This is a genomic window from Feifania hominis (assembly GCF_014384765.1).
GTDB classification, from domain to species: Bacteria; Bacillota; Clostridia; order Oscillospirales; family Feifaniaceae; genus Feifania; species Feifania hominis.
On sequence record NZ_JACRSP010000003.1, the window covers coordinates 43,459 to 56,919 of the forward strand.

Annotated in this window: 10 protein-coding genes and 3 tRNA genes; 7 read left to right on the forward strand and 6 right to left on the reverse strand. The window is 64.1% G+C overall.

What is annotated here, in order from left to right; translation table 11 throughout:
• Nucleotides 1-8 precede the first annotated feature (8 nt).
• The 5 genes from H8695_RS07245 to H8695_RS07265 all read right to left on the reverse strand — a co-directional run bounded on the left by H8695_RS07245 (nucleotide 9) and on the right by H8695_RS07265 (nucleotide 5,155).
• Nucleotides 9-602: an RNA polymerase sigma factor gene (locus H8695_RS07245; RefSeq protein ID WP_249300325.1), complete on the reverse strand. Its 594-nt coding sequence runs from the start codon at nucleotides 600-602 to the stop codon at nucleotides 9-11.
• Nucleotides 595-1,575 carry a tRNA dihydrouridine synthase DusB gene (gene dusB / locus H8695_RS07250; protein WP_249300326.1) on the reverse strand — a complete coding sequence of 327 codons (981 nt, stop codon included), beginning with the start codon at nucleotides 1,573-1,575 and terminating at the stop codon, nucleotides 595-597. The genes H8695_RS07245 and dusB overlap by 8 nt, the downstream gene beginning before the upstream one ends.
• A gap of 123 nt (nucleotides 1,576-1,698) precedes the next feature.
• Nucleotides 1,699-1,983 (reverse strand): hypothetical protein, encoded by a 285-nt coding sequence (locus H8695_RS07255; RefSeq protein ID WP_249300327.1) that lies wholly within the window; start codon nucleotides 1,981-1,983, stop codon nucleotides 1,699-1,701.
• A gap of 80 nt (nucleotides 1,984-2,063) precedes the next feature.
• Complete coding sequence (locus tag H8695_RS07260; RefSeq protein ID WP_249300328.1) at nucleotides 2,064-4,415, reverse strand: SpoIIE family protein phosphatase; 2,352 nt, start codon at nucleotides 4,413-4,415, stop codon at nucleotides 2,064-2,066.
• A gap of 664 nt (nucleotides 4,416-5,079) precedes the next feature.
• Nucleotides 5,080-5,155, reverse strand: a tRNA-Thr gene (locus tag H8695_RS07265).
• Nucleotides 5,156-5,393: 238 nt separating this feature from the next.
• Between H8695_RS07265 and H8695_RS07270 the strand changes: the two genes are divergently transcribed.
• From H8695_RS07270 to H8695_RS07300, 7 genes are all read left to right on the forward strand, one after another.
• Nucleotides 5,394-5,470 (forward strand) — tRNA-Met (locus tag H8695_RS07270).
• Nucleotides 5,471-5,474: 4 nt separating this feature from the next.
• A tRNA-Glu gene (locus H8695_RS07275) sits at nucleotides 5,475-5,549 on the forward strand.
• Between the two features lie 268 nt (nucleotides 5,550-5,817).
• A complete protein-coding gene (locus H8695_RS07280; protein ID WP_249300329.1) occupies nucleotides 5,818-8,247 on the forward strand; it encodes a M20/M25/M40 family metallo-hydrolase in 2,430 nt (809 codons plus the stop codon).
• Nucleotides 8,248-8,361: 114 nt separating this feature from the next.
• Nucleotides 8,362-9,051 carry a response regulator transcription factor gene (locus H8695_RS07285; protein ID WP_249300330.1) on the forward strand — a complete coding sequence of 230 codons (690 nt, stop codon included), beginning with the start codon at nucleotides 8,362-8,364 and terminating at the stop codon, nucleotides 9,049-9,051.
• Nucleotides 9,048-10,385 carry a sensor histidine kinase gene (locus H8695_RS07290; RefSeq protein WP_249300331.1) on the forward strand — a complete coding sequence of 446 codons (1,338 nt, stop codon included), beginning with the start codon at nucleotides 9,048-9,050 and terminating at the stop codon, nucleotides 10,383-10,385. Before H8695_RS07285 ends, H8695_RS07290 begins: the two co-directional genes overlap by 4 nt.
• 286 nt (nucleotides 10,386-10,671) lie before the next feature.
• Nucleotides 10,672-11,574 carry a PepSY domain-containing protein gene (locus tag H8695_RS07295; protein WP_249300332.1) on the forward strand — a complete coding sequence of 301 codons (903 nt, stop codon included), beginning with the start codon at nucleotides 10,672-10,674 and terminating at the stop codon, nucleotides 11,572-11,574.
• 21 nt (nucleotides 11,575-11,595) lie between these two features.
• Nucleotides 11,596-12,675, forward strand: a complete 1,080-nt coding sequence (locus H8695_RS07300) for a PepSY domain-containing protein (RefSeq protein WP_249300333.1) — start codon at nucleotides 11,596-11,598, stop codon at nucleotides 12,673-12,675.
• 92 nt (nucleotides 12,676-12,767) lie between these two features.
• Here H8695_RS07300 and H8695_RS07305 read toward each other — a convergent pair whose 3' ends face one another.
• Nucleotides 12,768-13,436, reverse strand: a complete 669-nt coding sequence (locus tag H8695_RS07305) for a hypothetical protein (protein WP_249300334.1) — start codon at nucleotides 13,434-13,436, stop codon at nucleotides 12,768-12,770.
• Nucleotides 13,437-13,461 lie beyond the last annotated feature (25 nt).

A 13,461-nucleotide genomic window follows, 5' to 3' on the forward strand; every position in this document is an offset into this window, starting at 1 on the left:
CTCCTCTCTCATACCCCTTTAGACTTCCCGGCGGGAAAAAAGTTCCCGTTTTTTACAAGTTCGCGCCGCAGCGCCTCGCGCGCGCGGCTGATGCGCGATTTGACAGTGCCCTCGTTGCACTGCATGACCCGGGCGATCTCGTCGTAGCTCAGACCGCTGAGATCGCGCAGCACGATCATCTGCCGGTGCCGCTCGGGCAGCGCGGCGATGCACCCGAGAAGAGCCCGGCGCTGTTCGCGGCGCTCGGCGAGCTCCTCGGGCGAGCCCGAGCGGTCGGGCAGATTCAGCTCATACTCCTCGCCGTCCTCCCCCTGATAGAGCGAGACGTCGCCCTGGCGGCGGCGGTTTTTTCTCATGAAGTCGATCGACAGATTGACCGCCACGCGGTAGAGGTAGGTCGAAAAGGTGCTCTCGCCCTTGAAGGAGTGAATCGAGCGGTACACGCGCAGAAAGACCTCCTGGGAGACGTCGTTTGCGTCCTCCGGGTTCTGGCACATGCGAAGGGCGATGTTGTAGACTTTCTTCTCATACAGGCGCACGAGGTGGGCGAACGCATCGCGGTCCCCCTGCTGCACGAGTTTGATGTAGTCGAGGTCAGTCACGCTCTCCCTCCTCTCCGGCCGCGCGCAGAATATCATAAATCAGCTCGTCGAACTGCTCCGCCGTCTTCATCTGGTTGCAGCGGGCCTTGTAGGCGGCCGCGCCGCGCACGCCCTTGAGATACCAGGCGAGATGCTTTCGCGCCTCGAGAATGCCGATGTGCTCCCCCTTGAGCGCCACGAGCGCGCGGATGTGGCGCGAGGCGACCGAGAGCTTCTCGCGCAGCGTGGGCGGCGGGCAGGCGCGCCCGGCCAGATACGCCGCGATCTCGCGAAAGACAAAGGGGTTTCCGAGGCTTGCGCGGCCGATCATGACGCCGTCGCAGCCGGTCTCATCAAACATGCGCCGGGCGCTCGGTCCGTCGGCCACGTCGCCGTTGCCAAAGACCGGCACGCGCACGGCGGCTTTCACCGCCGCGATGGCCGCATAGTCCACCCCCGGCGCGTAAAGCTTCTCGCGGGTGCGCCCATGTACGGTGATGGCCGCGGCCCCCGCGTCCTCGGCGTACCGCGCGCACTCGACGGCGTTTTTGCTCCCGTCGTCCCAGCCGGTGCGCAGCTTGACGGTGACCGGCACGGGGCTCGCTTTCACCACGGCCGCGACGATCTCGCCGATCAGGCGCGGGCGGCGCATGAGCGCCGAGCCGTCGCCGCTCTTGACGATTTTGGGCATGGGGCAGCCCATGTTGATGTCGATGACGTCGGGCTCGTGGCGCAGCACCGGCTCCACCGCCCAGGCCATGACGGCCGGCTCGCTGCCGAAGATCTGCAGCGCGACCGGCCGGTCGGCGCGGCTCGTCCTGAGCAGGGCGTCGGTCTTTTTGTCGCGGTAGTAGAGGGCCTTGGCGCTGACCATCTCCGATACGGCATAGCCCGCGCCGAATTCGCGGCAGAGCTCGCGAAACGCAAGATCCGTCACCCCGGCGAGCGGCGCGAGCGCCAGATTCGATTGCAGTGTCACAGAGCCTATCTTCAAGGGAAATTCCTCACAGCCAAAAGAAATTCGCATGGAGCCTGTCCATACCCCGTTATCATACCATAAATGACCGAAAAAGAACAGAAAAAAGGCGTACCATGCGGTACGCCTTTGCGGTTCGGGTCAGACGAGCAAGCCGATGAGCACCAGCAGAGCCACCGCCGCGACGCCGAGGGCGAGCAGCCCCGACGGGGAGAGCAGCCACCGGAGTATGCGCGGCCGGCCGGCCTTTGCCCCGTAGTGGCGGCGGATGCAGTCGGAGACGATGTTCTTCGCCTCCTCGGCCATCTGGGCCTCGCTCTTTGCGGCCGTCTCCTGCGAGGGGCGCACAATGAAGATGGCCTCCTCGAAGAGCGGGCTTCCCGTATCCTTGACCACGACGATCTGTTTGTTGATTCCCCTGAGCATGCGCGTTCTCCCCTGTCATGTACTTTGCAGACTGGTCTGCGAGCTTAGTTTTGACAGCGGGCGGGGCGATTATACGAAGTTTACGAATCGAGTTTTTGAACCGTCAAAACCGCGCAGCTCATATCGTCCTCACGGCCGAGCGAGAATTCGCGCGCCTTTGCGATGATGTGCTTGGAGAGTGACAGCCCGTCGCCGGGCGTGTAATTCGACACGATTTCGAGAAGCCACTTGCCGTCCTCCCCGGCCGAAACCACGCCGTCCGACACCATGAGAACGATGTCGCCCGGCTCCAGCTTGCAGCGGTTCTCCTCCATGGGCGCGCCGGCGAGAATGCCGGCGGGCAGCGAGCTGCTCTCAATTTTGTAAATTTCGCCGCCGCGTATGACAAAGCTCGGCGCGGCGCCCGCCTTGACGAATTCGGCAGCGCCCGTGTAGAGGTCGAAGACCCCCACGTCGAGCGTGGCGAAGCAGGCGTCGCCCGATTTGATGCAAAGCGCCGACGACAGCAGCCGCAGCGCCGTATCGCGCTTGAGCCCGGCCTCGAGCAGCCCCTCGAGCGTGGTCAGCGCAAAGTCGCTCTCGGCTGCCGCCTCCCGGCCGCTGCCCATGCCGTCCGACAGGGCGACGATGAACTTGCCGTCGTCGCGCAGGTAGCTCTTCATGCTGTCGCCCGAGAAGCTCTCGCCCTGCTTGACGGCGATGCTCTTGTCGCAGAGAATGCGAAGATTCTCCCGCTCGCGCAGCTTGAGCGACACGCCGGAGCCGACCTGGGTGACTGACACGCCGCCGAAGCGCCGGCCGGACGAGGCCTCCACAAAGCCGCGCAGCTCGTCGCCCGAGAAGTGGGCGTGGGAGGCGGAACTGAGCAGAATTTCGACCATCATGTGGCCGCCCTCGTTCTCGTAGGCGAGCACGTTTTTCACCGGCGCGCGCCGCTCTCTGAAAAAGGAGGCGACTTTCTTCTCAAGCGCGCTGTCAAAGCGGTAGGAGGTGTCGAAGTCCTCGGCGATCTCCTCCATGCAGGCGGCGAGACTGCCGTACATCTCCTCGAGAAGATCCCGCTCGCCGGTCATCTTCTCGCGCAGCCGCCGCGTGGAGAGAAGAGTCCGGTACTGGGTGTTGATGCTCTCGACGAAGCCGTCGAGGTGGATGCACTTCTCCCGCAGGGGCGCGGCGATGTCCGCAGGCGTGAGAGCCCGGTTTTTGAGAAGCGCCGGGGTGCTGTCCGACAGGGCGGCCATGGTGGTGTTGTAGTCGCGCCCCCAGCAGTAGACGTTGAGCCCGCAGCTCTTGCAGGTGGCCGAGGCCGCTGCGTTGTAGATCGACGAGAGGTCGTCCGGCGTCACGTCGCCGCCGCGCGGCGCGTGAAAGAGCCGCTCGGACATGTCGCGGATCGACGAGACCGTGCGCTGCAGCTTCACCTTTGCTGTCTGGCGTTCCCGCCCGGTGCGGGCGGCGGGGGCGGCCTCCCGCACCGGGGGGGTCAGAAGATCGAAAAACGGCGACGCCAGTTTCGCCGGAATCAGCATGAAGCAGACCGAGGCGATCATCGCCTCAATGAGCAGAATGAGCATGCTCTCCTCGCCGAAGTAGGCCGTGACCACCGAGTGGGTCAGCACAAAGCAGATCGCAACCCCAAACTTGCCCGAGCCCCGGCAGGCGCCGGCCATGAAGCCCGCGAAGCCGTAGCTCGCGGCGATGAAGCCGAGCGTGGGCGAGGCCAGCGACAGGGTGATGCCGATGATGACGCCCGCGACCGAGCCGCCCGCAATGCCCTCCTCAAACGCCGCGAAGAGCAGAATGAGAAGCCCGAGTATCCGCGCCGCCGAGAGGGAGAAGAGCCGTATGGGCGACACGGCCAGAAGACCGATGCAAAAGACAAGCAGAAGACTGATGATCTCGTGCTCGCCGGGGCGCTCGCGCTCGCGCAGCTTTGCCGCCGCCGCGCGCGAGAGCTTGAAAAACACCACCGACAGGCCGCACAGGGCCGTCTCCACGGCGAGAAAGATCATCAGCGCCGGCGAGTAGGTGTTCTGAATGAGAACGGCGATGCCCGTCGTGCCGCACACGCAGGCCGCGAGCAGCGGCTCGAGGTAGGGCATGGCGGCAAACTGCGCGATCTCGGCGACAAAGTAACGCACCCCGACAATGACCAGCACCCCGGACAGGTAGCGGATCGACTGCATGTCGTTGTACATGGTCAGATAGCCGAGCAATGACCCCGCCGCGCCGAAGAGGGCGCCGCCGCCCAGCGGCACCGAGGCGGTGTAGGTCAGCCCAAAGGGCGTGAAGAGGCCGAAGATGGTCGTGCGCGATAGAAAGAGCCCCACGAAAAAGCTCAGCGCGCAGCGCAGAGCCGCGCGGCCCCGCTCGGTGATGCCCGCGAGCGGCGACAGCTTGTCCCGCTCGCCCGCAGCAGTCTGTTTTGTCATAAAAGCAACCCCCTGGAAATCTTTGGATAATACCTGTACCGATAAGTATAGGAAGCGGGGGCGGAAAAAAAGGTCGCAATACGAGGGCTTGTCCGCAAACCGTGCGTCAGGGTTCGTCAAACTCCAACAAAAGGCGGCGGCGCGGCGGCGTATTTTGGAACAAACGGGGATATGAGACAAAAAAACCGCCCCAGGCGACAAGGTCTGGAACGGTCAGCCCCTAGCGGGGCGGCAGATGGCCCCTTGCGGGGCAGGTCACGGACGTGACAGCTATTGAAAACCCCACCGAAACGGCAGTTTCGGTTGAGTGATCGCGGCAGCGCGAACTGGCGCGTTAGCGCCCAGGCGGCCCGGGTTTCCCGGGTCGCCGCACATCAAAATAAAGGGGCCCCCACGAAAACCGCAGTTTTCGTGGGGATAAGGAGGAGCAGCGCAATGAGCGCGCCGATGACTTTTTGAAAAAAGTCGTCGCAAGCGATATGGAGCTTGCGACGGACTACGGCAAGAGAAAAAAGATTACACACCAAGGCAGACCCAAGTGACTATTATCGGGGCCCCCGCCGAAACCGCAGTTTCGGTGGGGAGAGGAGGAGCAAGGGAGCACAATGAGAAAGCGCCGCCCATTTGGGCGGCGCTTTTGAATGGAGCGGACTTTGCTCCGACGTGGAGCTACTGGCCGGACTTGAACCGGCGACCTGCTGATTACGAATCAGCTGCTCTACCAGCTGAGCCACAGTAGCGTACGGAATAAAACATGCAACGTGTCAAATAATAAGAGCGCGAGAGTGTTTTCCACGGCGGACCTTTTGGTTCGTAGCCAAACACTCTGTCGGCGCCTGCGGGTAACGTCCGTTGCCTAAAGATGATACCATGAATGGCCCGCCCCGTCAAGAGCGGGGAAACGGAATTTTATTTTTTGTATTGACAAACCCCTGCCTTTCTTATAAAATAAGCTTTGCCTTGTAAAGGGGCGTATATGGCGGCATAGCTCAGTTGGCTAGAGCATTCGGTTCATACCCGAAGTGTCGTAGGTTCAAATCCTACTGCCGCTACCACCCTGGCCCGTTGGTCAAGCGGCTAAGACACGGCCCTTTCACGGCTGAAACGGGGGTTCGATTCCCCCACGGGTCACCAAGTCGGAGCAAAGTCCACTTTGCTCCGTTTTTCTTTTCTATGGAAAAATCGCCGCCTTTTGCCACTCCGCCGAGCAGGACAGCCCCGCCGGAGAGCAGAGGCAGAGCTGCCGCTCTCTCCCACCCTATCGGGGTGGGATTTTTTTCGCCCGCCAATGGGAGGCCGGTCTTTTTCGACCGGTTTTCCCACAGATGACTCATCTGGCGGTTGTCTTTTTCCGCGGGCGGTACTAATATTAAATGGAGATAAAAAATAAGGAGTGTTTCCCATGAAAAAATGGTTGTCCCTGCTGCTTGCGGCGCTGCTTGCGCTCACACCGCTCACAGCCAGTGCCGGGTGGCCCGGCTGGGCCGGACCGGCGCTCGGCTGGGCGCAGGAGCTCGGCGTGAGCGAAGCGCTGCTCGGCGACCCCGATACCGCGCTCACGCGCGCGGGCGCAGTCCGGCTGATCTATGAGGCCGCCGGCCGGCCGGCGGCCTCCGGCGGCGAGACGTTTGCCGACGTCGCCGGGGAGGACGCGCAGGCCGTCAGCTGGGCCGCCTCGGCCGGCATCGCCGGCGGGATCGGCGGCGGCCTCTTCGCCCCCGATGCGCCCGTCACCCGCCAGGAATTTGCCGCCATGCTCCACCGCCGTGCGGGTACGCCCGCCGCGGCCGGCTCGCTTGACGGCTTCTCCGACGCGGCGTCGGCCGCCGTCTGGGCGCGGGACGCGCTCGCTTTCTGCACCGAGACGGGCGTGATGGGCGGTGTGTCGGCGCACGAGCTGCGCCCCGGCGATCCCGTCACGGCGGCGCAGGCGCTGACCATGCTGTACCGCGTAGCGCTGCTGCCCGACTTCGATGCGCTCAGCAGAGACCTCGAGACCCTCACCGCCGCCACCCGCCCGGTCGGCTCCGAGGGGGAGGCGGCCGCCGTGCGCTACCTGCGCAGCCGCTTTGAGAGCATGGGATACACCGTCACGCTGCAGCCCTACACCAGTGAATCGGGCGCCCAGGGCAGCAATGTCGTCGCCGTGAAGAGCGCGGTGTCCTCCGGCGCTGACATTCTTCTCATCAGCGCCCACCACGACAGCGTGCCCACGGCCCCCGGCGCGAACGACGACGCCTCGGGCGTCGTGGCGATGCTCGCCGTGGCGCAGGCGCTCAGCGGCGTCGAAACCGACACGGAGCTGCGCTTTGTCAGCTTCACCGACGAGGAGAACGGCAAAAACGGCTCGCGCCAGTATGCGCAGAGCCTCACCGACGCCGAGCGTGAGCGCATCATCGGCGACATTCAGCTCGATATGCTCGGCGGGCTCGGCTCGAGCGGGCTCATGGTCTGCACCACCGACGGCGAGGGCAACTGGCTTGTCGATCTGCTCGCCTCGCTGGCCGCCGACCTGCCGCTCGGCGCCGAGACGGCCAGCGACCACACGTCGCTTCAGATGGTGGGCGTGCCCTCGGTGCTGCTGATGCAGCAGGGCCGCGGCTATCTCTACCACTCGGCCGCCGACGTGGCGTCGCAGCTCGACCTCGCCGCCATTGCGAGCGCGGCCCGGCTCGTGTCGGCCGCGGTGCAGACTGTCGCCTCGCCCGGCACCGCCTCCTACCGGGAGATTGCCCGCGAGCAGGGCAGCGGCTACACGTTTTTGCAGACCCGCCAGAATGTGATCTACTTCGGCAGCTCCCTGCGGGACACCGAGGCCTTTGTCGGTGCGGCGGGCGAGCTCGTCTCCCACGAGGAGATCAGCGGCGACGGCTGGAGCGACTCCTACGACGCCTACCGCTACGCCATGCGCTGGTTCGGCGGCCAGACGCCCATGAACACCTACTACAACTACCGAAACGGCTTTCTGGAGAACATCGAGATCCGCCCCGCTGAGACCGGCTACACAATCGAGCAGGTGCGCGATCTGATAACGGCCATGTACGGCGAGCCCTCCTCCTCGGGCGGCGGGGCGGAAAACTGGGAGGACGTCATCTACAGCAAGTACATCTCCCTTGTGCAGGCGGAGGATGGCGGCTTCACCGTGGGCGTGTACAACTACGCCGGCACCATCTCCAACGTCCTCGCAAGCTACCCGGTCGTGCAGGGCGACGCGGCTATTTCGGATGCGCACCACGAGGCGGTGTGGGAGTATCTCTGCTCCATCCTGCCGCGCGAGGCGCGCGAGCGGATCGCGGAGTTTCGCCTCTTCACCGACGGCACGAGCAACATCCTCGCCTACACCACCCCCATCACGGCCGACGACGGCTCAACCGACAACACCCGCTTTGAGATCGCGGTCGACTACTACGACGTCTACGACGAGAACGGCGCGCCGCGCGACTGGAGCAAGCTGACCTACACCATCATCCACGAGTACGGCCACGCGCTGCTCGAGGACGCGACCCAGATCGATCTGACAGTCGGCGAGAACACCCACGACCCCGCGGGCTTCATCCCCGGCTCTTTCCGCTGGCGCTACTACGAGCGCTTCTGGAAAGAGCTCGAGGCCTCCGCTGTGAACGACTATGAGAAAAACCCCACGCACTATGTCAGCCGCTACGGCGCAAACTACTTCCACGAGGACGTCGCCGACACCTTTGCGGTCTTCGTGCTGGGGGCAAAGCCGCAGGGCGACACCGTGGCCGAGCAGAAGCTGCTGTTCTTCTGGCAGGAGCCGCAGCTCGTGGCGCTGCGTGAGGCAATCCGCGAGAACCTGGGTCTCTCCGACTAGCGCAGCCGGGCCCGCAGGAAACTCCTGCGGGCCCTTTTTCGCCGCAGGGAGTTGACGAATCCCCCCGCGGCATCTTATGATGACGGTGAACAAACACCGACAAAGGAGACGACAATGCGTATTCTGGTTGTGGAGGATGAGAGGGATATGAACCGTCTCATCGTCAAGACGCTTACCAAGGCGGGCTATCAGGTCGACGGCTGCCACGACGGGGCGGCGGCGCTCGATTATCTCGCGGGCGCCGAGTACGACGCGGTGCTGCTCGATGTGATGATGCCGAAGATGAGCGGCTACGAGCTGCTCGAGACGCTGCGCGCGCGCGGCTGCGAGACGCCGGTGCTGCTGCTGACCGCCCGCGACGCCGTCGAGGACCGGGTTCGCGGCCTCGATCTGGGGGCGGACGACTATCTCGTCAAGCCCTTTGACTTCGACGAGCTTCTCGCGCGCATCCGCGCCATGACCCGCAAGCGCGCGGGCAGCCGCAGCAACCGGCTCACGGCAGGCGATCTGACGGTCGACATCGAGCGGCGCACCGTCACGCGCGCGGGCAGAGAGATCCCACTTCTGCCCAAGGAGTTTGCGGTTTTGGAGTTCATGGTGCGCAATCAGGGCATCGTGCTCTCGCGCGAGAAGATCGAGGACCGCATCTGGAACTACGAGTACGCGGGCAGCTCCAACAACGTCGACGTCTACATGAGCAAGCTGCGCCGCAAGATCGACGGCGACGCGCCGGTGAAGCTCATTCACACCATCCGGGGCGTCGGCTGGGTGCTGCGTCCGGACGGCACGGAGGAGAGGCCATGAAAAACTGGTCGGTCAAGCTGCGCATCACCGTGTGGCTTCTGGTGGTCATGGCCGTCATGGCGGCGCTGCTGCTCGCATTCATGCTCACCATCAGCAGCGCGGTCGTCGCCCAGAGCGCCCGCGCCCAGCTCACCGCCGTGGTGCAGAGCAACCTCGGACATGTGGATATGCAGCAGGGAAAGCTCACGCTCGGCGACGGCTTCGTCTTCCATCAAAACGGGGTGACGACGCTGCTCTACAGCAAAAACGAGGCGCTGCTCGCAGGCCAGATCCCCGTGTCGTTTGCGGCGGACGAGCCCTTTGAAAACGGCGTGACCCGCACGGTGCAGAGCGCCGCGGGCGACTACTATGTGCTCGATCTGTGGCGGCCCGTCGGGTGGGACGACGGCGTCTGGGTGCGGGGGCTTCTCGAGGCGCCCGAAAACCAGAGCGCCGCGCGCAATCTGCTGCGCGTGGCCGTCATCACGGCGCCCGCCTTTGTCGCGCTCGCGGCGCTGGGCTGCTGGTGGATCACCCGGCGGGCCTTTCGCCCGCTTGAGAGCATCACCGCCGCGGCCGACGCCATCAACGAGGCGCGCGATCTCTCGGGGCGCATCAATCTGCCCCCCGGGAAAGATGAGTTCTCGCGCCTTGCGCAGACCTTTGACGGGATGTTCGAGCGGCTCGAGCGGTCCTTTGAGGCAGAGAAGCAGTTTGCCTCCGACGCCTCCCACGAGCTGCGCACGCCGGTGTCGGTCATTCTGGGGGCGTGCGAGTACGCCGAAAAGTTCGACGAGACGCCCGAGGAGCGCCGCGAGACCATCGAGATGATCCACCGCCAGGCAAAGAGGATGTCGCAGATGATCGAGCAGCTTCTGAGTATGACCCGCATGGAGCAGGGCACCGAGAAGACCACCCTCGAGCCGACCGATCTCACCGCTCTCACACGCGCGGCCTGCGCGGAGCTCGGCTATGAGCCGGAGCGCCTGATTCTGGAGCTCGAGCCGGACGTCACGGCCCGGGTGGACAGCGTGCAGATGACGCGGCTGATCGTCAATCTCGTGACCAACGCTTTCAAATACGGCCGTCCCGGCGGCCACGCCTGGGTTGCGCTGCGCCGCGACGACGGGGAAATTCAGCTCAGCGTGCGCGACGACGGCATCGGCATTCCCGAGGGCGAGCGCGAGAAGATCTGGCAGCGCTTCTACCAGGTTGACCCCTCGCGCAGCAGCGAGGGCGGCGCGGGCCTCGGCCTTGCGCTGGTGCAGCAGATCGCGCGCGCCCACGGCGGGCACATGACGCTCGAGAGCGTGACCGGCGTCGGCAGCGTCTTCACGCTGCATCTGCCCGAGTAGACAGCGCCGGAGAAAACGAAACAAAGAGCAGAGGGGACGGCAGAGCTGCCGTCCCCTCTCTGTGCCCGACAGCGTGAGCCGATGCCGGCTGTGCACACGCCGCCGGGCGGCATTTTGCAGGTTGTCAAAAAAATATACTAATTTCATGTAGATTTCATAAAACGGCGCTATTCTGTTCCCAGAGACGGGCGATCGGCCCGCGGGAAGAAAAAATTTTTTCAAATTTCATCTTCCTTTCACAATCGAGTGGCAAAATAGAGCCATCACACAGAGAGGAGAACCATCTATGAGACGAACCACAGGAATCTGCGCTCTCGCGCTTGCAGCGCTGCTGCTCTTCGGCGGCTGCGCGCAGCAGGGGGGGCGCATGGATTATATCGGCGCCCAGGCGGCGAAGACGCTCGCGCTCGAAGCGGCGGGCGTGTCGGCCGCGCAGGCCCAGTTTGAGGCGGTCGACATGGACAGCCGCGACGGCCTCGACTACTACACCATCGCCTTTCAGGCGCCGGACGGCCAGTACACCTACAGCATCGACGCGCTCACCGGAACCGTGATCGACAGCGTGACGCCGCTGGCCAGCCAAAACGGCAGCACCGTCACCGACGCGGACACGTTTGGAGAGACCGGCAGTACCGTCACCGACGCGGATACCTTTCAGGGGAGCAATTCCGGCGGCGACACCACGCCGTCACAGCCCGTGACCCCCACCACGCCGCAGACCGGCAGCCAGAGCTCGGGAAACAAGACCATCACCGCCGACGAGGCGAAGAAAAACGCCCTCGCCCACGCGGGGCTCAAGGCCGCCGACGTCACCTTTGTCAAGAGCAAGCTCGACTGGGAGGACGGCCGCCAGGTCTACGAGGTGGAATTCTACACCGCAGACTACAGGGAGTACGACTATGAGATCGACGCCGTGACGGGCGATGTGATCAGCTTCGACTACGACGCCGAGGGCTACACCCCGCCGAAGACCGGCGGCGAGCTCACCGCCGACGAGGCAAAAGCGCTGGCGCTCGCGCAGGTGCCCGGCGCAAAGACGAGCGACATCCGCGAATTTGAGGTGGACTACGACGACGGCCGCCTCGAGTACGAGGGAAAAATCTACTACAACGGCATGGAGTATGAATTTGAGATCGACGGCTACAGCGGCGCCATCCGCAGCTGGGAAGCCGAGCCCATACACGACTGAATATAGCAGGAGGAATGCGTTATGAAAACAGGAATCAGAAGAGCCACAGGCAGGCGTCTTACGGCGCTGCTGCTGTGCACCGTGCTGCTCGCGGGCGTTCTGGCGCTCAGCGCCGGGGCCGCGAACACGACCGTGACCGCACAGCTCTCCCCCCACTTCACCATTGAGATCGACGGCGCCGAGAAGACCTTTTACGACGCCGGCGGCAACGAGGCCCACCCCATTGTCTACAACGGCACCACCTATCTGCCTCTGCGCGCCATCGGCGAGCTGATGGGCAAAAACGTCAACTGGGATGAGGCAAACCTGACCGTCACACTCGCAGGCAGCCGCATCACGGCCGCGGTCAGCGGCACGCCCGACACCGCCGCCAAAAAGCAAAACATCTCCGCGCAGATTCGCCGCGATTTCACCATTGTGGTCGACGGCGTCACCCGCACCTTTGCCGACGGCGCGGGCAACCGGGTCTATCCCCTGCTCTACAACGGCATCACCTATCTGCCGCTGCGCTCGGTGGGCGAGCTGATGGGCGACAGCGTCTCCTTTGACAGCAAGACGAGCACCGTCATCCTCAAGAGAGACAGCCTCGTCACCGACGCCGACAGCTTCAACCAGGGTTCGCAGGGCTCCCAGACGACCACCCCGTCCACAGACGGCGTGATCAGCGCCGAGACCGCAAAAGCCAAGGCCCTCGCCCACGCGGGGCTCAAGGCCGCCGACGTCACCTTTGTCAAGAGTAAGCTCGAGTGGGACGACGGCCGCCGGGTCTATGACGTCGAGTTCTACACCGCAGACTACAGAGAGTACGACTACGAGATCGACGCTGTGACCGGCAGCGTTCTGAGCTTCGACTACGACGCGGACTCCTATACGCCGCCCTCCACCGGCGAGCGCATCAGTGAGGCAAAGGCCAGAAGCATTGCGCTGGCGAAAGTACCCGGTGCGACGGCGAGCCACGTCAAAAAGCTCAAGCTCGACCGTGACGACGGCCGCTGGGAGTACGAGATCGAGATTGTCTATAAGGAGATCGAGTACGACTTTGAGATCGACGCTGTCACCGGCGCCATTCTCAGCTGGGATGCGGAGTCCATCTACGACTGATCGGTAAAAAAACAGCCGCGAGAGCGGCTGTTTTTTCCTGCGAAATGAGAGCCCGGGGGCAGCGCCCCCGGGCTCTCTGTGTCAGACGGCGGTCAGGCCGTGCGGTGCGCGCGCCAGTCCCGGTAGCCGATCAGAACGGTCCAGACATAGGCGCAGGTCTTGGGAATCATCAGCATGCCGATAAGCGGCACCGCATCGGCGAAGAGCACCACCGGAATGTAGAACGCAAAGCTCAGCACAATGGTCAGCCACATGTGGCGAAAGGCGCGGTCGCCGTGCTCGCGCGCGCTGCGATAGAAGAGAACGATCACCACAAGCCCGAGCGCCGCAAAGGGCAGATTGCGCCAGATACCCCACGAGAGCGGCGCGTCGGGGCTCAGCCAGTCGTTGTGCGGCAACAGGCAGAGCCCTGCGCGCAGCGCCGCGAGCGCATAGACCGCCGCCGTCAGGCCGCGGCGCCCCTGCACCCGGTAGCGCAGCCGCCACACATGGTAGAGCAGCACATAGAAGACGGTCATGGTCAGCGATGTGATGAACTTGCCCGCGCCGAGCGCCTGCGGAAAAGCGTCGAGCCCCGCCGTGCAGAGAGCCCAGGCCCGGGGCACCAGGTGAAATGCGTCGCCTGCGCCGAGCGTGACGGCCATGATGCCGAAGAGCAGCACCTCGCGGCTGCCGCCGCTGCCGCGGATCATCTTCACCCCGAGCGTGATGACGGTGGTGAGATAGACAAGATCAAAGAGTGTTTCCATTACTGCTTGCATAAGCATACCCTTTCTATACGTTATG